Consider the following 22241-nt stretch of genomic DNA (forward strand, 5'->3'; position numbering starts at 1 on the left):
CCCCAGGGTCAGGTCCAGGACCGTCAGCGACTCCTCCGCGCCCTCGGGACCCACCGGCACCAGGGCCTTGGGGAGGGTGTCGGTGTAGGGGCGCAGACGGCGCCCGGCGCCGGCAGCCAGTACGAGGCCTATCATCGCGGTTTCTCTCCTTTGTTTCAGCTGTGCCGAGGCACTGTACGTCGTGACCCGGCTCGGGCACCCGGGGAGAACTCGCTCCAAGGCCCCGACAAGAGGGTGTGGCCCTGCCCGAAGGGACAGGACCACACCCGGTGGGACGAGGCTCAGTCCTCGTCCGCGGCGGTGGAGACCGTGGTGGTCTTCTTCGCCGTCGACTTCGCGGCGGCCGTCTTGGCGGTCTTCGCCGTCTTCTTGGCCGTCGTCTTCTTGGCGGCCGTCTTCTTGGCCGCGGTCTTCTTGGCGGCCGTCTTCTTCGCCGTGGCCTTCTTGGCCGCCGTCTTGCGGGCGGTCTTCTTGGCCGGCGCGGCCTCCTCGGCGGTCTCCCCGGTCTCCGGAGCCTCGGCGGCCGGGGCCTCGGTGGCCTCCTCCGCCGTGGCCGACGGGACGACCACGACGGCCGCCTCCTCGGGCGCGGTCGGCGCGGTGGCCTTGCGCACCGCGCGGCGGCGCGGACGAGCCGGGGCGGCGGCGCTCACGGCCTCCGCCGGCTTCTCGCCCTCCGCCGGAGCCTCGGCGACCGGAGCGGGCTGCTCCGCCGGGGCCTCCGCGACGGGCGCGGTCTCGGACACCGTCACCACGGCGGCCTCGGCGCCCGCGGGAGAGCCGGCCGGGGCCGACACCTTCCGGGTCGCCCGCCGGCGCGTACGGCCCTTGGGCGCGGCCTCCTCGGCGGCCGGGGCCTCGGCCTGCGGCGCCGGAACCACCTGGTCCTCGGCGGCCACGGGCTCGGCCAGCGCCTCGACGGCCGGCTCCGGCCGCACCGGGAGCGCCGCCGCCTCCTCGGCGGTGACGTCCTGAGCGGTCGGAACCGCGGCCTCCACGGCCTGCTCGGCCGCGGCGGTCTGCTCGGTCCCGGCGGCCTCGCTCGCAGCGGCCCTCTCGGCCCTGGACGCCCGCCCGGCCTTCTCCGCCTTCGGCGCGCCCGCCGGAGCGGACACCCGGCGGCTCGCCCGGCGCCGCGAACGGCCACGGGTGGCCGCCGCCTCGGCCTCGGCGACGCTGCTGTACAGCTCCTCGTCGGGCGCGAACTCGGGTGACGGCAGGGCCACCGGCTCGGCGGCCTCGGCGGCCACCTCCACGGCGGTCTCCACCTCGGGCTCGACGGCCTCGCCGGTCTCCACGGCCACGGCGGCGGTCTCGTGCACGTGCTCGTGCGCGGGCTCCGGCGCCTCGGCGCCCCGGCCGCGCTTCTTGCGCTTGCCGCCGCCACCGTTGGCGGTCGCCTGGTCCAGGTGGACGATGACACCGCGCCCGTTGCAGTGGACACAGGTCTCGGAGAACGACTCCAGCAGGCCCTGGCCGACGCGCTTGCGGGTCATCTGGACGAGGCCCAGCGAGGTCACTTCCGCGACCTGGTGCTTCGTACGGTCGCGGCCCAGGCACTCCAGCAGGCGGCGCAGCACCAGGTCCCGGTTCGACTCCAGGACCATGTCGATGAAGTCGATCACGATGATGCCGCCGAGGTCGCGCAGCCGGAGCTGGCGCACGATCTCCTCGGCCGCCTCCAGGTTGTTCCTGGTGACCGTCTCCTCCAGGTTGCCGCCCTGGCCCGTGAACTTGCCGGTGTTGACGTCGATGACGACCATCGCCTCGGTCCGGTCGATCACCAGCGAACCGCCGCTGGGCAGCCAGACCTTGCGGTCCAGCGCCTTGGCGAGCTGCTCGTCGATCCGGTAGGTGGCGAAGACGTCGACCTCGGAGGTCCACCTCGACAGCCGGCCGGCCAGGTCCGGGGCGACGTGCGAGACGTACCCGTGGATCGTCTGCCAGGCCTCGTCACCGCTGACGATGACCTTGGAGAAGTCCTCGTTGAAGATGTCGCGCACGACCCGGACGGTCATGTCCGGCTCGCCGTACAGCAGCGTCGGCGCGTTGCCGCCGTTCTTGGCCTTCTTCTGGATGTCCTCCCACTGCGCCTGCAGCCGCTCGACGTCCCGGCGCAGTTCGTCCTCGCTCGCGCCCTCGGCGGCGGTGCGCACGATGACGCCCGCGTCCTCGGGGACGATCTTCTTGAGGATGGTCTTCAGCCGGGCCCGCTCGGTGTCGGGCAGCTTGCGGCTGATGCCGGTCATCGAGCCCTCGGGGACGTACACGAGGTAGCGCCCGGGGAGGGAGACCTGGCTGGTGAGCCGCGCGCCCTTGTGCCCGATCGGGTCCTTCGTGACCTGCACGAGGACGGACTGGCCGGACTTGAGCGCGGACTCGATCCGGCGCGGCCCATTGGCCATGCCGAGCGCCTCGAAGTTGACCTCACCGGCGTACAGGACCGCGTTGCGGCCCTTGCCGATGTCGATGAAGGCGGCCTCCATCGACGGCAGCACGTTCTGGACCTTGCCCAGGTAGACGTTGCCGACGTACGAGGTCGACTGCTCCTTGTTGACGTAGTGCTCGACGAGCACACCGTCCTCGAGGACGCCGATCTGCGTGCGGTCGCCGTGCTGACGGACGACCATCACGCGCTCGACGGCCTCGCGGCGGGCCAGGAACTCGGCCTCGGTGATGATCGGAACACGCCGGCGCCCCTGCTCACGGCCTTCCCGGCGGCGCTGCTTCTTGGCCTCCAGACGGGTCGAGCCCTTGATGGACTGCACCTCGTCGGACGGCTCGCTGGGCTTGCGCGGCTCGCGGACCTTGACGACCGTGCGCTCCGGGTCGTCCTCGGACGGCTCGGCGTCCACGGAGGTGTCACCGGCCCGACGGCGGCGGCGACGGCGCCGGCGGCTGCTGGAGCTGGAGCCACCGGACTCCTCGCCACGCGCCTCCTCGGCGTCCTCTTCCTCCTGCTCGGCGGTGTCCTCGGCGTCCTGCGCGGCCTGCTCGGCGGCCAGTTCCTCGGCGTCGCCGTCCACGCCCTCGCCGGACTCGCCGTCGGCCGCGTCACCGCGCCGGCGACGGCGTCCGCCACGGCGGCGGCGACGGCGCGAGCCGGACTCCTCGAAGCCCTCGGCGCCCTCCGTCTCGTCGCCCTCCTCGCCCTCGGCGAGGTCCTCGGCGGCCTCCGGGGCGTCCTCGGCGTCCTCCGGCTCCTCGGTCTCGGCGGCGGGCTCGACCGGCCTGCTCTCCTCGGCGGCGGCACCACGGCGGCGCCGGCGCCTGCGGCCACCGGTCTCGACGCGCTCCTCCGCGTACTCCTCGGTCTCGTCCGCCTCGGGGGCCTCGTCGACCTCGGCGGCCTCGGCAGCCGCCTCGGCGGCGGCCCGCTCCGGGGTCTGGAACTGGGGCTCGGTGAACACCGGCGCCTGGAAGACGGCGACAGCGGGGCGGGCGGGCCGGCGCGGGGCCTCGGCCTCCTCCGCCTCGGCGGCCCGCGGAGCGGCGAACCCGGACGCGGCGCGGACGACCCGGCGCCGGGCCCGACGCGGCGCCCCGGCCTCGGCCTCGGCGGGCGGTGCGGGAGCCTGCGGAGCCTGGGCGGGCTGGGTGGCCGCGGCCGGCTCGGTGGTGTGCGTGGTCGCGGGGACCTCCGGGGTGTGGGTGGCCACCGCGGCCTCGGCCTCTGCGGCGTCCTCGGTGGCAGGGGTGGTGTCGGGCGCGGACACCCGGCGCGTGGCACGACGGCGGGTACGGCGCGGAGCGGCTTCCTCGGCCACGGGGGCCTCCGGAGCCTCCTCGGCGGCCTTCGGCTCCGTGGCGGCGGGGACCTCCACGGCCTCCGCTGCCTCCACGGTCTCCACCGCTTCCTCGGCGTCGGGCGTGGTGTCGGGCGCGGACACCCGGCGCGTGGCACGACGACGGGTACGGCGCGGAGCGGCTTCCTCGGCCACGGGGGCCTCCGGAGCCTCCTCGGCGGCGGGCGCCTCGGACACGGCGGCCTCCGGCTGCGCGGCCGGAGCGGCGGCGGGGGCCTCCTCGGCACCCGTCGGGGCGCCGGCGGGCGCGGACGCCCGGCGGGTGGCCCGGCGACGCGGACGCGCGGCGGGAGCGGCTTCCTCGGCGGGGGCGGCGGCCTCCGCGGCGGGTTCCCGCGTGGTCTCGGCCTCGGCGGCGGCCGCCGTGGTGGACGCGGCGGCCGGGACCACGGTCTCGGCGGCCTCGGCGGACGACGGCGCGCCAGCGGGCGCGGACGCCCGGCGGGCCGCACGACGACGCGGACGCGCGGGAGCGGCCTCCTCGGCGGGCGCGGTCTCGGCGGCGGGCGCGGTCTCGGCGGCGGGCGCGGTCTCGGCGGCAGCGGCTGCCGTGACCGGGGCCTCGGCGGCCACACCGGACTCGGCGGCACCGGCGGTCGGCGCCGACACGCTGCGCGTGGCCCGGCGCCGGGTGCGGCGCGGCGCGGCCTCCTCGCCGACGACGACCTCGCCGGCCTCGGGGACGGCGGCGGTCTTCTCCGGCTCGGCCGGTACGACGGTCTCGGCGGCCTCGCCGGACGCGGGCGAACCGGCGGGCGCGGACGCCCGGCGAGTCGCCCGGCGCCGCGGACGCGCGGCCGGGGCGGCTTCCTCGGCGGGGGCGGCGGCCTCCGCGGCGGCAACCTCTTCGGTTCCCTCGGCCTCGGTGATCTCGCCGGTCTCGGTGGCCTCGCCGACGTCCTCGGTCACCTCGGTGACCTCGTCGGTCTCCGCGACCGGTATGGCCGGCACGGTGACCTCCGCGGGCGCCTCCGCCGCCGCGGCGGGCGGGCCCGCCGGGCGAGAGGCGGCACGGCGACGCCTGCGCGGCGGCAGGGTGTCGCTCGGAGTGTTCAGTTCGGAACCCTCAGTGGGTTCGGTCGGTTCGAGCATGCGGGCGTTTCTCCCGTCAGGCTCCCGGGCGCCGCACCTGGTCCGGCACCGGTCCCAAGGGACCGTCCGCCGTTGACGTCCGCGGCCCGCGCGTTGCGCGATGGCCGCCGTCCGGGGCGCGGGCGCCGCACGGGAGCACTCTGTGTCCTGTCTCGCCGGTTCCGTACGCCTTGTCGGTACGGCCTGGCGAAAGTCTTCTGGTCGGTGCGCTGCCCGACCCAGGTGGCTCCCGAGTACGAGGGCGGCGCTACGACGTCCGTCCCTACGCGGGACCTTCCGGCGTCGGCGCCGTCGCGGCGGCGGCCGGCTGGGCCGTCAGGGCCCCGGCAGCCTCGCGGTCGGGCGCGAGCGGGTCGGTCACCGTGCCGGTCTCTTCATCGAACAGCCCCTGCGCCAGCCTGGTCACCGCTGCGGGGACCGGCGGCGCCAGGTCGGCCACGGCGCGGAGACCGGACAGGACGTCGTCGGGTCGTACGGCAGGCGTCACGTGCCGAACAACCAGCCGCAGTATCGCACAGGGCTGGTCGGTCGGCCTATCAGCCGGCGCACCGTGCGTCTCCAGGCTCACCACGGCCGGGCGGGCGTCGAAGGTGCGGACGCCGTTCTTGGTCATCCGCTGCACCTCGACGGCGTCGGCCTTGGCGAAGGCCTGGACCGCGCGCTCGGCGTCGACCGGGTCGACGCCGTCCAGCCGCAGCTCCCATACGGAGGCCGTCAGCCGGTCGGCGAGGCCCGAGGTCCGCGCCTCGACCGCCTCGACGACGTCGAGGCCGGCGGGCAGCGACTCGTCGAGGAGGACGCGCAGGGTCTCGGGATCGCGCGCTTCGGTGAGCGCGATCTCCAGGTACTCCGCCTCACTGCCCGTGCCGGTGGGTGCGGCATTGGCGTACGACACCTTCGGATGCGGCGTGAACCCGGCCGAGTAGGCCATGGGCACCTCGGCGCGGCGCAGCGCACGCTCGAAGGCGCGCTGGAAGTCTCGGTGGCTGGTGAACCTCAGGCGGCCGCGCTTGGTGTAGCGCAGTCGGATGCGCTGCACCGCGGGTGCGGGCGGCGGGCCTTCGGGCTGTCGCTTGCCCAGTGTCCTAGTCCTTCGTGAGAGCGGTCGTACTCCTACCAAGAGTACGTGTGTCGCGGGCGGCGGGTTCCCGCCGGTCCACCGCGGCCGGCTGCCGGGGCTCGCCGAACAGCATCCGGCGGAAGTCCGCGCGGGCCTGCCGCACGGTGTCCCGGGCCGTGGCCAGGGCCTCCCGAGAGACCCGGCCCACCGCGCGCAGGCCCTCGGCGACAGGCCGCAGGACGGCGTCCCGTACGACGTGTCCGACCGGGGTGAGGACGGTCCGGTACAGCCAGCGCACCGGCTCCACGAAGATCCACCGGAAGAGGGTCCCCAGCGCGCGCCCGACGGCCAGGGAGATCCGCCCGGCGACCCGCCAGGCGTGTCCGAGGGCCTCCCCCACCTCGCGCGCGACGACCGCGAGGAACCGGCCGACGGGGGCGAGCACCCAGCGCCACAGCGCGAGCGCCGGCAGCACGAGCAGGACGCGGGCGGTCCAGTACAGGGCCAGACCGGCACCGGTGACGAGCAGTCCCAGCAGCCGTGCCAGCCCCCGTGCGCACCAGGCGACGGCCCGGCCCACGGGAGCGAGGACCCAGGTGTACAGCCACCGCGCGGGTACGACGAGCAGGTACCGCAGCAGCCAGGCGACGGCCGTGTACACCCCGGCCCCGAGGGCGGCCAGCACCACGCCGACGCCCTTGAGCAGCCAGGCCACCGCGTGCCCGACCGGGGTCAGCACGCGCCCGTACACCCACGCGAGCCCGGCGCCGGCCCCGCGCGCCAGCCGGGCGAGGGCGTGGCCGACGGGGGTGAGGACGTGCCGGTGGAGCCACACGGCCGGTATGACGAGGAGGACCTTGCCGAGCCGGCCGAGCGCCCAGCCGGCGGGCACCAGGACGTACCGCCACAGGCCCACGAACGGCCACACGAACACCGCCCGGCCGGCCCACAGCAGGGCCCGTCCGAGCGGCCTGAGCACGGTGTCCCGCAGAAACCGCCCGGTGACGACCAGCGCGTCCCACACCATCCGCACCGGCACGACCAGCACCAGGACGACGATCCGCACCGGCAGGCGGACCGCGACGACGAGGCACCCTTCGGGCTGGTGGGACGCGGGCGGCGGCTTCTGGAGGTCCATACAGGCGTAGACGCGCCGACCGCCCGTTCGGATCCGGTCAGGTCACGCGCGCTTTGTAGGACTCCGGATAGCGTTGCGTGAACTTCACGGCCACGACCAGCAGGGCGATGGGGACGACCCAGTTGAACCAGTCGTCCTGGGCCGGGTACCGCACGGCCAGCCAGGTGGAGACCGTCATCAGGGCGAAGGCCACGCCCCACAGGGCCGTCAGCACCCGGTTGATGTGCCGGAAGACGGGCGAGTCCCAGAACTCCCGGGGTGTCTGTTCGCGGGCGTACTGCGCGGTGAAGGGGTCGGTGAGCAGCGAGCCGAGCGCCACGGCGGCCACCAGCCCGTTCGAGATGACCTGGGCGTACGTCTCCAGCCAGGCGAGTTCCCCGCGGTCGAGGGCCAGCGCCAGGACCGAGAGGACGGCGAAGAAGACGATGCCGGTCACGTCGAGGACGCGGAGTCTGCCGTGCAGCATGTCCTGCGCCGACAGGACGATCGAGGCGACCAGGGCGGCGAGGGCCGCGTACTCCCAGGTGCTGGGGCCGGCGACCACGCCGAAGATGATCCACGGGGCGAAGGAGAAGAAGACGCCGCCGGTGCTGACGGGCTTCCTGACCGGGGTCGTCGTCGCCGTCTGCTGAGCCATGGGAGGCCTCCCGTCGGGTCGCGCGGCCACCCCCGCTTCCTCCTATCGTGCCGCCGGATGGCCGCCCGGCGCCCGTCGTGCGGTCCCGGCGGAAGACCCCTAGCGTGAACATGCGGTCCGGACGGTGGAGGGGTGCCGCTGCGACCTGCCCGGGAACCGCCATGAACTACCGATTCAGCGAGAACGCCCAGTTCGACTACGAGATCCTGATCGCGCTGGGCTCGGCCTGGCGACGGGGCGCCGATGTGGGCGAGGTGCTGGCCACCGCCTCCGCCGTGGCGGACGGTGACGCGGAGACGTGGTTCGGGGCCTGGACGCGGCTGGCCCGAAGGGTCCGTGAGCAGGCCGACCGCGGCGCGGCCGAGGGGATGGCGGTGAGCGCGCGGGACGGCTGGCTGCGGGCCGCCGGATATCTCGGCACCGCCCTGGTGGGCGTCGACGCGGTCGCCGGTCCGCAGGAGCGGCTGGCGGAGGTGTTCCCCGAGCACCGGGCGTGCTTCGACCGCTTCCTGCGGGCCTGGGACCCGCCCGCCGAGCCGGTCTCGATCCCGTACGAGGACACGTCCCTGCCCGGGTATCTCGTCAGCCCGCCCGGCGCCTCGGGACCGCTGTCCACACTCATCGCCAACAACGGCAGCGACGGCCCGATCAGTTCGGCCTGGACGCTGCTCGGCGCCCCGGCGGTGGCCCGTGGCCACCGCGTCCTGCTCTTCGACGGCCCGGGCCAGCAGTCGATGCTGTTCGAGCGGGGCGTCACCTTCCGGCCCGACTGGGAGAAGGTCATCACCCCGGTCGTGGACTTCCTCCTCTCCCGACCCGACGTGGACCCCCGGCGGATCGCCCTGGCGGGCATCAGCCAGGCCGGCTACTGGGTGCCGCGCACGCTGGCCTTCGAGCACCGGATCGCCGCCGCGGTCGCCGACCCGGGCGTGGTCCGCGTCGCGGACAGCTGGTGGCGGAACCTCGGCCCCGACCTGCGCGCCCTGTGGGAGTCCGGTGACCGCGAGGCCTTCGACGGCTACGTCGGGGAGGGGCTGAAGCAGGACCCGGCGCTGGCCGCGACGTGGCGCTGGCGGGCGAAGCCGTACGGCATCGAGTCGCCGTTCGCCCTGCTGACCGAGGTGTCCCGGTACGACGTCACGCCCGTCGCCGGACGGATCACCACCCCGCTGCTGATCACCGACCCGGACGGCGAACAGTTCTGGCCGGGCGCCTCACGGGAGTTGTACGACCTCCTGCCCGGGCCGAAGCAGCTCGTGCGCTTCACCGAGGAGGAGGGGGCCCATCTGCACTGCGAGCCGATGGGCCGGGCCCTGTTCGAACAGCGGGTCTTCGACTGGCTGGACACGGTCCTGGGCGCGCTCTAGCCCGGTGCCCGGACGCGTCACCTCTTGCGGCTTCGGCGGGGTCGTTGCCGTCGCCCGGGGGCGGCGGGCCCGGGGCCGGAGGTGACGTGCGGTGCCGAGAAGTGCCGGTTGGCGATGACCTGTTGGCGAATGGCCTCCGGCAGGTCCGGCAGGGCGAGCAGCAGGTCGCAGGCGCGTACGGCGGCGGTGTGGTCGCCGACCCAGTGGGCGGTGACGGAGAACTCGAACAGCAGCCCCCACCGGTACACCCAGGACCGGGTGAAGAGCAGGTCGTCGGGTTCCGGCCGGCCGATCACCTGGGAGAGGAGGGCGTGCGCGGTGCGGTGTCTGCCCTTCGCCCGCAGCCTGGACGCCAACTCGTAGACGGCTTCAAGGCGTTGCGGCCGCGCCTCCCAGGCCCTGCTGAACGCGTCCAGCGCCCCGGGCCAGTCGTCGGTGCGCTCCGCCCGCAGGATCCCGGACTCCAGCAGGGAGACGTACACCTCCTCCGGCCAACCGCCCATCGCGGCGCGGCGTTCGTAGAGGGCGACGGCCTCCTCGGCGTGCCCGAGGTCGCGTTCGGTGTTGGCCAGGTAGAAGACGGTGCGCGGGTTGTCCGGGTCCCGGTCGAGTTCGCGGCGCAGCAGCCGCGCGTCGCGCTCGAACTTCTCGGCGCGGCAGCCGCCGTCGGCGTGGTCCTCGATGACCAGCGCGTCCAGGTTCTCCTGGGTGTCGGGCCCGTCGGTGCACGGGTACTCGTGGGTGACGCCCTCGTAGCGCCACTCCAGGTCGCCGCTCATGAGGTGCTTGAACCGGTGCTGGGTACCGGGAGTGTCGTAGCGCAGCATGTACGACGTCGCGGTGAGCCTCGGCAGCGGGGCGTCCTGGCGCAGTACGTGGTCGGCGTCGAGCGTGAGCAGGTAGTCGGCCTTGCCGCGGGCCCGGCGGATGTTGCTGGTGCGGTTGTGCCCGAAGTCGACCCACTCCTCCTCGACGAGTTCGCCGGGGACGCCGTCCAGCACCTTGCGGATCAGTTCCCGGGTGCCGTCGGTGGACCCGGTGTCGGAGATGACCCAGGTGTCGATGAGCGGCCGTACCGACGTGAGACAGCGCTCGATGACGAGGGACTCGTTCTTGACGATCATGCACAGGCACAGGGTCTGCGGCTTCACGGCGGCCAATGTGGCACATGCTCCTCGCCGGGCCGCCGTTCCACGCGCGGAGCCGGTGCCGGGGAGCCCCGAATGGCCGTGCGATGGGGCGATCGGGTGACAGAGGGTAAACAATGACCCATCAGACGGCATGGATTCGCCCGACTTGGGGATAAGAGGCCCCTTTTGGCCCGTACGAATCGGCCGGTCTCGAAAGTTCGGGTCACGCTCGCACTGGAGTCCGGGATCTCCCCCGGACAAGAGTCCGGACCCCACCCGGACCGCTTCGAGTCAAGGAGCACGACTATGAGTCCTGACCACAGGACGTCCCCGCTCGGACCGCTGGCCCGGGACGGGATCAGGAAGGCCGGGATGCTGGCCTCGCTCGCCCTGGTCCTCGCGGCCGGAGTGGCCGGCCCCGCCGCCGCGGCGGCACAGAGCACGAGCGGCCGGGCGGCCGTCACGGCCCGCACGGCGGGCGGCGAGGGATGCGACGGCCACTCCCACCACACCCCGAAGGCGCCGGCCACGTCCCCCCGCGCCACCGGCGGGGAGGACGGCTCGTGCCCGACGACCGGCCCCACCGGCCCGACAGGTCCCACCGGTCCCACGGGTTCGACCGGCCCCACCGGGCCGACCGGCTCCACGGGTCCGACCGGCCCCACCGGACCGGGCGGGCCGTGCTCCGACATCGACGCCGTCCAGTTCAACAACGACTACGAGCTGCGGGCCGCGCTCACCGGCGGCCGCACCTACGCGGGCATCCGGGACATCAGCGGTGCCGTGCCCGGCTTCCTGTGGACCGACCTCAGCAACCTGCCCAACTATCCGAGCACGGCCTGCGGCGTCGCCATCAACGAACACAGCAACGGTCCGAACAGTGTCAAGATCGACGTACTGACCACGAGCGGCCAGGTCTGGGAAACGACCTGTTCGGAAACCAGCTCCCCGCCCCCGCCGCCGATCCATCCCATCCTGACCTGCACCAGCCCCTGGGTCCTCCAGCACTCCCCGACCCCGGACGCCGTCAACGGCTAGCGCGGCCCCGCCGCACCCGAGCCTCCTCCCCGCGGGAGGAGGCTCGCCCGATCACCGGCCCGTCAGCCGGCCGGCTGCGCGGTGCTCAAGGGCGAGGATCCGTCCCGATCCCACCAGGACGCCGGCGCGGCCGGGAGCCGGTCCCCGGACCACAGCTCGAACCAGACGGTCTTGCCGGTGGCCGTCCGCGTGCTGCCCCAGGCGTCCGCGAGCATGTCGATCAGTTCCGTGCCCCGGCCGCCCTCGGCGTCCGGTCCGGCGACGACGCGTACCGGGCCGGCGGACTCGGTGTCCTCGACCTCGCACAACAGCCGTCCCTCGCGCAGCCGGAGGTTGAGCCTGAGCGGACCCCGCGTGTGGCGCAGCGCGTTGGTCACCAGCTCGCTGACCAGCAGTTCCGCGGCGTCGACGAGGTCACCCACAGCCCACTCGGCCAGTTGCGCCGTCACCAGCCGCCGGGCTCGGCGCACCGAGGTCGGCTCCCGCCGCAGGGGCCAGGACGCATCCCAGGCGGTGGCCCGGCCGCGGGGGGCCTCCAACTGCCGCAGCGGTGCGAGCGTGCGGGTCCACAGAGCCCGTTGCCTGGTGAACCACGACGGTGCGGCACTGCGGGGGGACCGGCCCTGCGAGCGCAGGGCGAGGGGGGCGGCGATGACGTGAGCGGCCATGACGATCAGTCTTTCCGGGGCGGGTGGTGGCCGGCCGCCGGTGAACGCGCCAGGTTCGGCCACGCGCGTTCATGTAGCGGCCGCTACACTCAAATATAGACGTAATGGGTGCTACGGTAAAGACAGGTAAAAAAGTAACGAAACGGGGTCATCTGGAACGTCCGTCACGTGCTCAGGAGCCCGCATGCCCCGCCCACCCGACCCGGCCAAACGACGCGCGCTCCTCGACCACGTCCGCGCCTACGTCATGCGCAACGGCCTCACCGACCTCTCCCTGCGCCCGCTGGCCCAGTCTCTGGGCACCAGCGACCGCATGCTCCTGTACTACTTCGGCACCAAGGAGCGCATGGTCGCCGAGGCACTCGCCCTCTACGAACGGCGCCCCCTCCTGCGCACCCGCGCGTTGCTGGAGACGGTCGGCCCCCCGCGGACGTCGCCGGCCTGCGACGTTTCATGGAAGAACTGTGGCGACGGTTCAGCGAGCCCGACGTGCGCGCCGCGCTGCCCCTCTTCCTGGAGGTCATGAGTGCCAGCGTGCTCCACCCTGACCGCTACGGACCCGTCATGCGCGACGTCGTCACCGAATGGACGGACCTGCTCGCCTCCGTCTTCCGTGGCCTCGGCATGGACGAGAACCTGGCCCGGACGCACGCCACCCTCCTCACCGACGCCTCCTTCGGCCTCCTGATCGCCCCCCTCGCGGACGGGCACTGGGAACGGGCGGACGCGGCCTTCCACGCCCTCCTGGACGCCCTGGAATCCGGATGGTCGACAGCGGGAGGGCGGTGAAGCCGCTGTGATTCAGTCGGCGTCGTCGCCGCACCCCGGCTCGGCCGGCCTCGGCGGGTGCGGCTGGGTGCCGTCCTTGGCGACCGGCCGGAAGTAGTGGTCCAGCGCCCAGGCGGCCACGCGGGTGCCGGCCCGGCAGCCGGCCACGTCCGCCGTACGGGAGTGGACGCCGCCCCACACACGGGCGTCGACGACGTCCCGGTCGAGGTCCTCGGCGGACCCGTAGAACCGCGTGGTGCCGGTGACCTCGGAGTGGACACGGAGGTCGATGCGCGAGGTGCCGAGAACACCGGTCAGGGCGCGTGCCACGGCAGCGGCGACGGTCGTGTGGCCGGCGACGTAGTCCGGGTGCGGTGGCGTGGGGAGCAGCGGCTCCCAGGCCGGGTCCGCCGTCGTCGCGGGGTTGCCGTCGGTGTCGGCGAGGCGGATGGCGGTGATCGGCCGCCAGGAGCCGTAGTGGAGCTTGGAGTCCCACGCGGTGACCACGGCGTCGGTCGCCGACGCGTTCACCGCCGCGAAGAGCCGGGCCGTCTCGGCGATGCCGAGCCGGTGCCGGGCGGCGTGGTCCCGTACGGCTGTCTGGACCTGCTCGACCAGGTTGCCACTGAAGAAGAGGGCGGTCTCGGTCTGCCGCGCGCTCCTGCCCGAGCCGGTCTTCGCACCCATGACCTTCAGCTCCTGGACGTCCTCGGCGTATGCGGCCGAGGAGAGGGCGGGTGGTGCGCCGGGGCGGAACTGCCGCGGGGAGACGAGCAGGAGCGGGCGGAGCCTGGCGAGCCAGGTGTCGATGAAGGGCTGGAACGCGGGCGGGGTGGGCCGCCAGACCCCCGGTGCCGGGGACGCGGTGAAGGGAACGTCCGCGAACCTGCCGTCCCCTTCCCGGAGTTCGATGACGCGGGCGGCGGCGCGCTTCCCGTAGTCGACGCCCCGGTCTCTGGCCCGACCGGCCGGGAGCGCCGCGAGCGAGTCCGCGTAGGCGGTGTCGAGCCGCTCCTCGAACGCGGGGAAGTAGGTGAGCAGCACGTCGTGGGCCGCGGTGGCGGCGGCCGCCGCGGAGGACGCCCCGGCCGGACCGCGCCCGTGCCATTTGTACAGGTCGTAGCCGCCTTCGATCCCGACCACGGCGTTGTACACGGCGACGGAGACGAACCCCTCCCAGATCGCCACCTGCCCGGAGGGGCGTGGACCGAGGCTGGTCGTGATCGTGTCGGTGGCGATGGCGTTCCATTCGCGGACCACGGCCGCCGGATCCGCCGCGGCCCGGGTGTCCGCGTCGGGGGGAGGTGCGGCGGCGGTGAGCGCCATAAGAGCGACGGCCGCGACGGCACAGAGGATCGACCGGACAGACGAACGTGGAGGAACGGCAAGAGGGGGCTCTTGAGGCACGGCGTGCTCCCTGGAGTCGGGGGGTGCCCAAGGCGTAACAGCGGCCCGGTGTGTGAGCAAGACAACGCGCCGCCGAACGCCGACATGCATCCGCTCGCGGACGGTCTGCTGACCGGGATCCTGGATCGCGTAACGGCCTGGTCCGCTTGCCGTGCGTGAGATATTGCGGGCCCGGGAAGTCAATCCGCCCTCCGCACGGGCTGGTTGGGACCTCGCGCTCCTTCCTCCACCGCACGGACTCACTGAGCGGCGTGCCGTGGATCACGGTCGGCCCACGCCGGCGTGGCCCCCCAAAAGCGCGTTCTGATCCGGGCCCGAGGGTGGCTCACCCGCTCGGATGCGCTCGGCGAGCAACTGGTCGCGGGGGTGTGCATGGTGAGTTCATGAACACAACACCTCACTCCAAGAAGGCCGTTTCCCGGATTCCGCGAGTATTCGCGGTGAGCGCCGCCGTGGGCATCGTATGTGCGACGGGTGTGGCGACGGCCACGTCCGCCGTGGCAGCGACGCCCGCTGCGCACGTCGTCACGAAGGCCACCCCAGCCTACGGCCACGGCGGCGGGGGCGGCGGCGACGAGTTCCAGTGCGGCAACGGCCTCCTCCCCATCCTCAACTTCTGCAACTGACGCACGGATAGCGGCAGTTCCTGCCTATCGACCGCGCAACCGCACAACCGCACATGTCAACTCCACCCAACGCAGGGCGGTCTGGAACAGGGACAGGATCCCTCTTCCCGGCCGCCCTGCCGGCCGCATCCGACGGTCTGCGCCCACTGCTCCGGCCGGTGCGAGGAAACTCGTCGTGACCCAGGGCGTCGGGGGACCCCATGCGCCCGCACCACCCGGTCGGGGGCCTCACTCACGTCCGTGCGCGAGACGAGGCCGAAGGCGCCGACGGGTGATGACGCGAAGCGCTGACCGCAGCCGACACAGCGGCCGCCTCCTCCTCGCTCACCCCCTTCAGCGCCTCCACCACCCGATCGAGCGCCTCGCTCACCTCAGTGCGTGTGACCGCTCGCAGCCGGCGTCGGTCCCGCGTTCTTCACCGTGAGGGGCAGCAGCTTCTTGCCGGTCGGGCCGATCTGGATGTGGGTGTCCATCTGCGGGCAGACACCGCAGTCGAAGCACGGGGTCCAGCGGCAGTCCTCGACCTCCGTCTCGTCGAGGGCGTCCTGCCAGTCCTCCCAGAGCCAGTCCTTGTCCAGGCCGGAGTCGAGGTGGTCCCAGGGCAGGACCTCCTCGTAGGTGCGCTCGCGGGTGGTGTACCAGTCGACGTCCACGCCGTAGGGGGCGAGGGCCTTGTCGGCGCAGCGCATCCAGCGGTCGTAGGAGAAATGCTCGCGCCAGCCGTCGAAGCGGCCGCCGTCGTCGTACACCGCGCGGATGACCGCGCCGATGCGCCGGTCGCCGCGGGAGAGCAGACCCTCCACGATGCCCGGCTTGCCGTCGTGGTAGCGGAAGCCGATGGAGCGGCCGTACTTCTTGTCGGCGCGGATCTTGTCGCGGAGCTTCGCGAGGCGCTCGTCCGTCTCCTCGGCGGAGAGCTGCGGGGCCCACTGGAAGGGGGTGTGGGGCTTCGGGACGAAACCGCCGATCGAGACCGTGCAGCGGATGTCGTTCGAGCCCGAGACCTCGCGGCCCTTCTGGATGACGCGGGTCGCCATGTCGGCGATCTGAAGGACGTCGTCGTCGGTCTCCGTCGGTAGGCCGCACATGAAGTACAGCTTCACCTGGCGCCAGCCGTTGCCGTAGGCCGTGGCGACCGTCCGGATCAGGTCCTCCTCCGAGACCATCTTGTTGATGACCTTGCGGATGCGCTCCGAACCGCCCTCCGGGGCGAAGGTCAGACCCGAGCGGCGGCCGTTGCGGGTCAGCTCGTTCGCCAGGTCGATGTTGAAGGCGTCGACGCGGGTGGAGGGGAGGGACAGACCGATCTTGTCGTCCTCGTAGCGGTCGGCGAGGCCCTTGGCGACGTCGCCGATCTCCGAGTGGTCGGCCGACGACAGCGACAGCAGGCCGACCTCCTCGAAGCCGGTCGCCTTGAGGCCCTTCTCCACCATCTCGCCGATGCCCGTGATGGAGCGCTCGCGCACCGGGCGGGTGATCATGCCCGCCTGGCAGAAGCGGCAGCCGCGCGTGCAGCCGCGGAAGATCTCCACCGACATCCGCTCGTGAACCGTCTCGGCGAGGGGCACCAGCGGCTGCTTCGGATACGGCCACTCGTCCAGGTCCATGACCGTGTGCTTGGACACGCGCCACGGGACGCCCGACTTGTTCGGGACCACGCGGGCGATACGGCCGTCGGGAAGGTACTCGACGTCGTAGAACGCCGGTACGTAGACCCCGCCGGTCTTCGCGAGACGGAAGAGGACCTCCTCGCGGCCACCGGGGCAGCCCTCGGCCTTCCACTCGCGGATGATCCGGGTCATGTCGAGGACGGCCTGCTCGCCGTCGCCGATGACCGCCGCGTCGATGAAGTCGGCGATCGGCTCCGGGTTGAAGGCAGCGTGACCGCCGGCCAGGACGATCGGGTCGTCGATCGTGCGGTCCTTGGCCTCCAGCGGGATACCGGCCAGGTCCAGCGCGGTGAGCATGTTCGTGTAGCCCAGCTCCGTGGAGAAGCTGATGCCGAACACGTCGAAGGCCTTCACCGGGCGGTGGCTGTCCACCGTGAACTGCGCGACGCCGTGCTCCCGCATCAGCGCCTCGAGGTCCGGCCACACGCTGTAGGTGCGCTCGGCGAGGACCCCTTCCTGCTCGTTGAGGACCTCGTAGAGGATCATGACGCCCTGGTTGGGCAGTCCGACCTCGTACGCGTCCGGGTACATGAGCGCCCAGCGGACGTCGCACTCGTCCCACGGCTTGACCGTGGAATTGAGCTCTCCGCCGACGTACTGGATCGGCTTCTGCACGTGCGGGAGCAGAGCTTCGAGCTGCGGGAAAACCGACTCGACAGGCATCTCGCGAACCTTCATGAGCTGACAGGGGGGACCATCAAGCCTAACCCGCCCGACGGCCTCCCCCGAACGCTCAGCGAACCGTCCCGGACCTGATCCCCCTCCAGCGGCCGGGCAGCTCCGCCTCGGTCGCCGCCGCCCGCGCCTCCTCCCTGCCGTAGAGCACCCCGTAGGTGAACGCGCTCTCCCCCGCCGCGTGCGCCACCGCCGCGAGTTCCCGGAGGGTGCGGCGGGCCATGACGCCGTCCTGGTGGTCGCCCAGGAGGGTGGTCAGGGACTTCATGGCCTTGGTGAGGGCGCGGGCGGGGGCACCGAGCGCCTCGGTGGCGGCCTCGGCGGCGTAGCGGGTGCGCTTGGCCTTCTTGCGGGCCTCGTGCAGGGCGAGGTCGCGGTCCTGCCCCGGCGGCAGCGCCAGCGCGTGCTCCACGAGGTCCGTCAGCTTCTTCTCGTCCTTGCGCAGGGCCTTGGCGAGCGCCTTTCCCGGCTTCCGGCCGGCCGCCTCGCGCAGCGGCGGGTCCGCGAGGAGGGCGTCCAGGGCGTCCAGCAGGGCCAGATGGCGGCGGGAGTCCAGCACGCCGGTGAGGTGGGCGTGGGAGCCGCCCTGCCGGGCCCGGGACCAGGCGGCCAGCCGCTCGGGGACGGGGCCGGCGATCAGGGCGTCCGGGAGTGCGTCGAGGGCGGCGGTCAGGCGGTCGGCCAGCACCTCCTGGTCGCGGTCGACGCCCAGTTCGCCGGCGAGCCACTTCAGCTCGGCGGCGACGGGGTCGGTGACGGTGCGGTCCAGGACGGCGCCGAAGGTGCGCAGGGTGCTGCGGGCGCGGCGGGTGGCGACCCGCATGCGGTGCACGGAGTCGGGCAGGTCGCGGCGGACGGCGGGGTCCAGCTCGACCAGCGCGTCCCGCTGGGCGCGGAGGTAGGCGAGGACATGGTCACCGGCGGTCACCGGCGGCGGGGGCCCGGCCTTCTTCCGGGGCCTGCCGCCGGCTGTCTGTTCCAGGGCGCGGGCCAGCTTCGACGGCGACGGGGACGGCCGCACGCCCGCCTTGCGCAGCCGTTTCTCCACCTGGTCCAGGAGGGCCGGGTCGCCGCCGTCGGCCAGTTCCACCTCGATCTCGGTCCACTGGGCGACCCCGCCCTTGCCGCTCAACCGCTCGGCGGTCACGGCGTCGACGCTGGCCTCGGCCAGCAGCGCGCCCCGGGCGTCGACGAGGTGCCGGACATCGCGGGCGGAGCGCAGCCGGACCAGCGGGACGAGCTCGGCGTCCCGGACGCGGGAGCGGACGAGGGCCGCGATCTCCTCGGGGACGGTGTCGGAGAGCGGGGCCTGGATCTCGTCGCGGACTCCGGGGGCGACCGGGAACTTCAGATGCCAGCCGGCGTCCGCGCCGCCGGTGCGGCGGCGCAGGGTGAGTGCGGCGGCTGCCAGGCGTTCGTCGACGGTGTCGTAGTACGTGGCGTCGAGTTCCATCAGGCCCTTGTCCAGGACGGCCGCCACCGCGCCGACGCCGGTCAGGTCGGGCAGCCCGCTGTCGTCGGACTCGTACTTGCGCTCGATCTCGCGTTTCTCATCCGCCATGCACCGAATCTAGTGTCCGGGGCGCCCGTTCGGCAGGGGGCGCCGCCTACGCCGACATGGGCCGTTGCACCTTGATCGACTGCAGGAGTCCCACCGCGACCCACACCGCGAACATGGACGAGCCTCCGTACGACACGAACGGCAGGGGCAGACCGGTGACCGGCATGATGCCGAGGGTCATGCCGATGTTCTCGAAGGACTGGAAAGCGAACCAGGCCACGATCCCGGCGGCGACGATCGTCCCGTACAGCTCGGTCGAGTCACGCGCTATCCGGCAGGCGCGCCACAGCAGGACCCCGAGGAGGAAGATGATGAAGCCGGCGCCGACGAAGCCCAGCTCCTCCCCCGCGACCGTGAACACGAAGTCGGTCTGCTGCTCGGGCACGAACTGGCCGGTGGTCTGCGAGCCGTGGAACAGCCCGGCCCCGGTGAGTCCGCCGGAGCCGATGGCGATGCGGGCCTGGTTGGTGTTGTAGCCGACACCGGCCGGGTCCAGGTCCGGGTTGGCGAAGGCCGCGAACCGGTTGATCTGGTACTCGTCCAGGATGTGCAGCTGCCAGATCGCGATGCAGCCGATGACACCGGCGGTGAGCAGACCGAACACCCAGCGGTTGGAGGCGCCGGAGGCGAGCAGCACGCCGAGGATGATCGCCACCATGGCCAGCACCGAGCCGAGGTCGGGCATGAGCAGCAGGATCAGGATCGGTACGGCGGCCAGGCACAGGGACTGGAACACGGTCCGGTGGTCGGGGTACGGCTTGTCGCCCGCGTCCACCCGCGCGGCCAGCATCATGGCCATGCCCAGGATGATCGTCACCTTGAGGAACTCGGCGGGCTGGAGCGAGAAGCCGCCGATGACCAGCCAGTTGCGCTGGCCGTTGATCGTGGCGCCGAGCGGGGTGAGGACCACCAGGGCGAGGCACACCGACAGGCCGTAGAGGATCGGCACGGCATTGCGCAGGGCGCGGTGGCCGAGCCAGACCGTGCCGATCATCAGGGCGATCCCGATGCCGAGGTTCATCAGGTGCCGGATCAGGAAGAAGTACGGGTCGCCCTGGTTCAGCTCGGTGCGGTTGCGGGTCGCCGAGTACACCAGCAGGGAGCCCAGCAGGGACAGGGCGGTGGCCGCGAGCAGTATCGGCCAGTCCAGCCTGCGGGTGAGCGAGTCGCGGGCGAAGATCCTGGTCCAGCCGGCCCGCTCGGGGCCGTACCCGGAGACGGAGAAGCTGTTCGCGCCGGTCATGAGGGCATCCTCCGGCTTCCCCTCCTGCGAGGCCGCCTGCGGGTGTCGCGGTTGCCCGAGGTGGGCGGGGGCGTGGTACCCGCGGGCTGCTGGTCGTCGCCGTTGGTCGGGTTGTTCTTCTGGGCGGCCTCGGCGTCCTTCGCCGGGTCGCCGGTGATCTTCGGGGCGGTGATGGTGCCGTCCGTGCGGACCTTGGGCAGGCCCTTCTGCGGCTCGGGCAGCAGTGCCTTCCCGGCGTCGATGGAGCCGTCGCCCTGGACGCCGTAGAGCGCGCTGTAGATGTTGCGCACGGCCTCACCGGAGGCGCCGGAACCCGTACCGGCCTGGGCGATCGTCATGATCACCGTGTAGTCCTTGGAGTAGGTGGCCAGCCAGGACGTGGTCTGCTTGCCGTAGACCTCGGCCGTACCGGTCTTGGCGTGCAGCGGGATCTTGTCCTGCGGCCAGCCGCCGAACTTCCAGGCCGCCGTACCGCGGGTGATGACGCCCGCGAAGGCGTCGTTCATGCCCTTGAGGGTGGCCTGGCTGACGGGCAGCCTGCCCCGCTTCTTCGGCTTGATCTCCTGGACGGTCTTACCGTCGGCGCTGATGATCGCCTTGCCGATGGTGGGCTGGTACATCGTGCCGCCGTTGGCGACGGCTCCGTAGATCACGGCCTCCTGGATCGGGGTGACGAGGGTGTCACCCTGGCCGATGGAGTAGTTGATCGAGTCGCCCTCACGCATCTTGTTGCCCTCGAGGCAGTTCTCGTAGGCGATCTTCTCGACGTAGGAGCCGTCCTTCTTGCCGCTCTTGCACCAGGCGTCCTTGTTGGCCTTCCAGTACGCCTGCTTCCACTGGCGGTCGGGGACGCGGCCGGTGACCTCGTTGGGCAGGTCGATGCCGGTCTCCCTGCCGAGGCCGAACTGGTGGGCGGCCTTGTAGAAGTAGTCCTTCGGCTGGCCCTTCTTCGGGTTGATGCCGCCGTCCTTCTTCCACTCCTTGTCGGCCAGGTAGTAGAAGACGGTGTCGCAGGAGACCTCCAGGGCGCGGCCGAGCGGGATCGGGCCGAAGCTCTCGCCCTCGAAGTTCTTGAAGACCTGGCTGCCGACCGAGTAGGAGCTGGTGCAGGGGTAGCGGCCGTCGAAGTCGTAGCCGGCCTCGACCGCGGCGGCCGTGGAGACCACCTTGAACGTGGAGCCCGGGGCGGCCTGACCCTGTATGGCCCGGTTGAGCAGGGGGTAGTCCGAGTCCTTGCCGGTGAGGGCCTTGTAGTCCTTGGCGGAGATGCCGCCGACCCAGACGTTCGGGTCGTACGTCGGCGCCGAGGCCATGGCGACGATCCGGCCGGTCTTGGCCTCCATCACCACGACGGCACCGGAGTCGGCCTTGTAGTTGGTGCCGGTGATCTTGTCGAACTGCTTGCGGGCGGCCTTCATCGCCTTGTCCAGCTCGTACTCGGCGACCCGCTGGACGCGGGAGTCGATGCTGGTGACCAGGTTCGAACCGGGCTCGGCCGCGTCCGACTTGGCCTTGCCGATGACCCGGCCGAGGTTGTCGACCTCGTAGCGGGTGACGCCCGCCTTGCCGCGCAGCATCTTGTCGTACGTCCGCTCCAGGCCGGAGCGGCCGACCATGTCGGAGCGCAGGTAGGGGGAGTCGGTGTCCTTGGCCTGCTGGATCTCGGCGTCGGTGACGGGCGAGAGGTAGCCGAGCACCTGCGCGGTGTTGGACTTGCCGGGGCCCGGGTAGCGGCGGACGGCCTCGGGCTCGGCGGTGATGCCGGGGAAGTCCTCGGAGCGCTCGCGGATCTGGAGGGCCTGCTTGGCGGTGGCCTCGTCGGTGATCGGGATCGGCTGGTACGGCGAGCCGTTCCAGCAGGGCTGGGGGGTCTTGGCGTCGCACAGCCGGACCTTCTGCATGACCTCCTCGGGGCTCATCCCGAGGACGCCGGCCAGCTTGGTGAGGACGGCCTTGCCGTCGTCCTTCTGCTTCAGCAGGTCGGTGCGGGAGGCGGAGACCACCAGGCGGGTCTCGTTGTCCGCGAGGGGGACGCCCCGGGCGTCCAGGATGTCGCCGCGCACGGCCGGGTCGACGACCTGCTGGACGTGGTTGCCGGACGCCTCCTTCTGGTACTCCGCGCCCTCCCGGATCTGCAAGTACCACAACCGGCCGCCGAGCGTACCGAGGAGGGAGAGAACGAGGATCTGGATCACGACGAGCCGGATCTGGACCCGTGGGGTCCGACCGGTCTCGGGGATGTTGGTCACTGCGGCTGCCTCCCCCTCTCAGTGCGCCTGTGCGAGAACGCGTACGAATGATGAACGACCAGCCTGTGAACCCGCGTTCCAGGAACGCTGACCCGTTCGAGTGAAC

Annotated in this window: 17 protein-coding genes; 5 read left to right on the forward strand and 12 right to left on the reverse strand. The window is 72.5% G+C overall.

Features of this window, described 5'->3' with window-relative positions:
* The 5 genes from OO52_RS23930 to OO52_RS23950 form a co-directional block, all read right to left on the reverse strand.
* Nucleotides 1–135 (reverse strand): sugar phosphate nucleotidyltransferase (locus OO52_RS23930; RefSeq protein ID WP_030643188.1); only part of this gene is annotated, 135 nt, incomplete at its 3' end.
* A gap of 146 nt (nucleotides 136–281) precedes the next feature.
* Nucleotides 282–4898 (reverse strand): Rne/Rng family ribonuclease, encoded by a 4617-nt coding sequence (locus OO52_RS23935; protein WP_199819950.1) that lies wholly within the window; start codon nucleotides 4896–4898, stop codon nucleotides 282–284.
* Nucleotides 4899–5160: 262 nt separating this feature from the next.
* Nucleotides 5161–5937, reverse strand: a complete 777-nt coding sequence (locus OO52_RS23940; RefSeq protein ID WP_030648561.1) for a TIGR03936 family radical SAM-associated protein — start codon at nucleotides 5935–5937, stop codon at nucleotides 5161–5163.
* 46 nt (nucleotides 5938–5983) lie between these two features.
* Nucleotides 5984–7096, reverse strand: a complete 1113-nt coding sequence (locus tag OO52_RS23945) for a hypothetical protein (RefSeq protein WP_030648563.1) — start codon at nucleotides 7094–7096, stop codon at nucleotides 5984–5986.
* Nucleotides 7097–7133: 37 nt separating this feature from the next.
* Nucleotides 7134–7733, reverse strand: coding sequence for a hypothetical protein (locus tag OO52_RS23950; protein WP_030648566.1), 600 nt, complete (start codon nucleotides 7731–7733; stop codon nucleotides 7134–7136).
* A 161-nt stretch (nucleotides 7734–7894) separates the two neighbouring features.
* Here OO52_RS23950 and OO52_RS23955 point away from each other — a divergent pair, with 161 nt between their 5' ends.
* Nucleotides 7895–9100 carry an alpha/beta hydrolase family protein gene (locus OO52_RS23955; RefSeq protein ID WP_030648569.1) on the forward strand — a complete coding sequence of 402 codons (1206 nt, stop codon included), beginning with the start codon at nucleotides 7895–7897 and terminating at the stop codon, nucleotides 9098–9100.
* Nucleotides 9101–9117: 17 nt separating this feature from the next.
* Here OO52_RS23955 and OO52_RS23960 read toward each other — a convergent pair whose 3' ends face one another.
* Nucleotides 9118–10251 carry a tetratricopeptide repeat-containing glycosyltransferase gene (locus OO52_RS23960; RefSeq protein ID WP_234339643.1) on the reverse strand — a complete coding sequence of 378 codons (1134 nt, stop codon included), beginning with the start codon at nucleotides 10249–10251 and terminating at the stop codon, nucleotides 9118–9120.
* A gap of 285 nt (nucleotides 10252–10536) precedes the next feature.
* Between OO52_RS23960 and OO52_RS52145 the strand changes: the two genes are divergently transcribed.
* Nucleotides 10537–11268 carry a hypothetical protein gene (locus OO52_RS52145; protein ID WP_030648574.1) on the forward strand — a complete coding sequence of 244 codons (732 nt, stop codon included), beginning with the start codon at nucleotides 10537–10539 and terminating at the stop codon, nucleotides 11266–11268.
* 62 nt (nucleotides 11269–11330) lie between these two features.
* Here OO52_RS52145 and OO52_RS23970 read toward each other — a convergent pair whose 3' ends face one another.
* Entirely contained in the window at nucleotides 11331–11936 is a 606-nt protein-coding gene (locus OO52_RS23970; RefSeq protein WP_063738811.1) for an ATP-binding protein, read from the reverse strand.
* A 184-nt stretch (nucleotides 11937–12120) separates the two neighbouring features.
* Here OO52_RS23970 and OO52_RS52910 point away from each other — a divergent pair, with 184 nt between their 5' ends.
* Nucleotides 12121–12462: a TetR/AcrR family transcriptional regulator gene (locus tag OO52_RS52910; protein ID WP_234339645.1), complete on the forward strand. Its 342-nt coding sequence runs from the start codon at nucleotides 12121–12123 to the stop codon at nucleotides 12460–12462.
* Between the two features lie 38 nt (nucleotides 12463–12500).
* Nucleotides 12501–12725: a hypothetical protein gene (locus OO52_RS52915; protein ID WP_245240320.1), complete on the forward strand. Its 225-nt coding sequence runs from the start codon at nucleotides 12501–12503 to the stop codon at nucleotides 12723–12725.
* 12 nt (nucleotides 12726–12737) lie between these two features.
* Here the strand turns inward: OO52_RS52915 and OO52_RS23980 are convergent, their stop codons facing one another.
* On the reverse strand, nucleotides 12738–14030 hold the full coding sequence (locus tag OO52_RS23980; protein ID WP_063738812.1) for a vanadium-dependent haloperoxidase: 1293 nt from the start codon (nucleotides 14028–14030) through the stop codon (nucleotides 12738–12740).
* A gap of 464 nt (nucleotides 14031–14494) precedes the next feature.
* On the opposite strand from OO52_RS23980, the gene OO52_RS23985 reads away from it, so the two are divergent.
* Nucleotides 14495–14737 carry a hypothetical protein gene (locus OO52_RS23985; RefSeq protein WP_158712549.1) on the forward strand — a complete coding sequence of 81 codons (243 nt, stop codon included), beginning with the start codon at nucleotides 14495–14497 and terminating at the stop codon, nucleotides 14735–14737.
* A 371-nt stretch (nucleotides 14738–15108) separates the two neighbouring features.
* Here the strand turns inward: OO52_RS23985 and OO52_RS23990 are convergent, their stop codons facing one another.
* The 4 genes from OO52_RS23990 to mrdA form a co-directional block, all read right to left on the reverse strand.
* Nucleotides 15109–17070 carry a TIGR03960 family B12-binding radical SAM protein gene (locus OO52_RS23990; RefSeq protein WP_030648585.1) on the reverse strand — a complete coding sequence of 654 codons (1962 nt, stop codon included), beginning with the start codon at nucleotides 17068–17070 and terminating at the stop codon, nucleotides 15109–15111.
* 70 nt (nucleotides 17071–17140) lie between these two features.
* The gene (locus OO52_RS23995; RefSeq protein ID WP_030648589.1) at nucleotides 17141–18643 is read right to left on the reverse strand and encodes a CYTH and CHAD domain-containing protein; all 1503 of its coding nucleotides are present in this window, start codon (nucleotides 18641–18643) and stop codon (nucleotides 17141–17143) included.
* A gap of 46 nt (nucleotides 18644–18689) precedes the next feature.
* Complete coding sequence (gene rodA / locus OO52_RS24000) at nucleotides 18690–19886, reverse strand: rod shape-determining protein RodA (protein WP_030648592.1); 1197 nt, start codon at nucleotides 19884–19886, stop codon at nucleotides 18690–18692.
* The gene (mrdA, locus tag OO52_RS24005) at nucleotides 19883–22135 is read right to left on the reverse strand and encodes a penicillin-binding protein 2 (protein WP_030648595.1); all 2253 of its coding nucleotides are present in this window, start codon (nucleotides 22133–22135) and stop codon (nucleotides 19883–19885) included. Before mrdA ends, rodA begins: the two co-directional genes overlap by 4 nt.
* Nucleotides 22136–22241 lie beyond the last annotated feature (106 nt).

Origin of the sequence: Streptomyces flaveolus (assembly GCF_000716535.1) — a bacterium.
GTDB lineage: Bacteria > Actinomycetota > Actinomycetes > Streptomycetales > Streptomycetaceae > Streptomyces > Streptomyces flaveolus_A.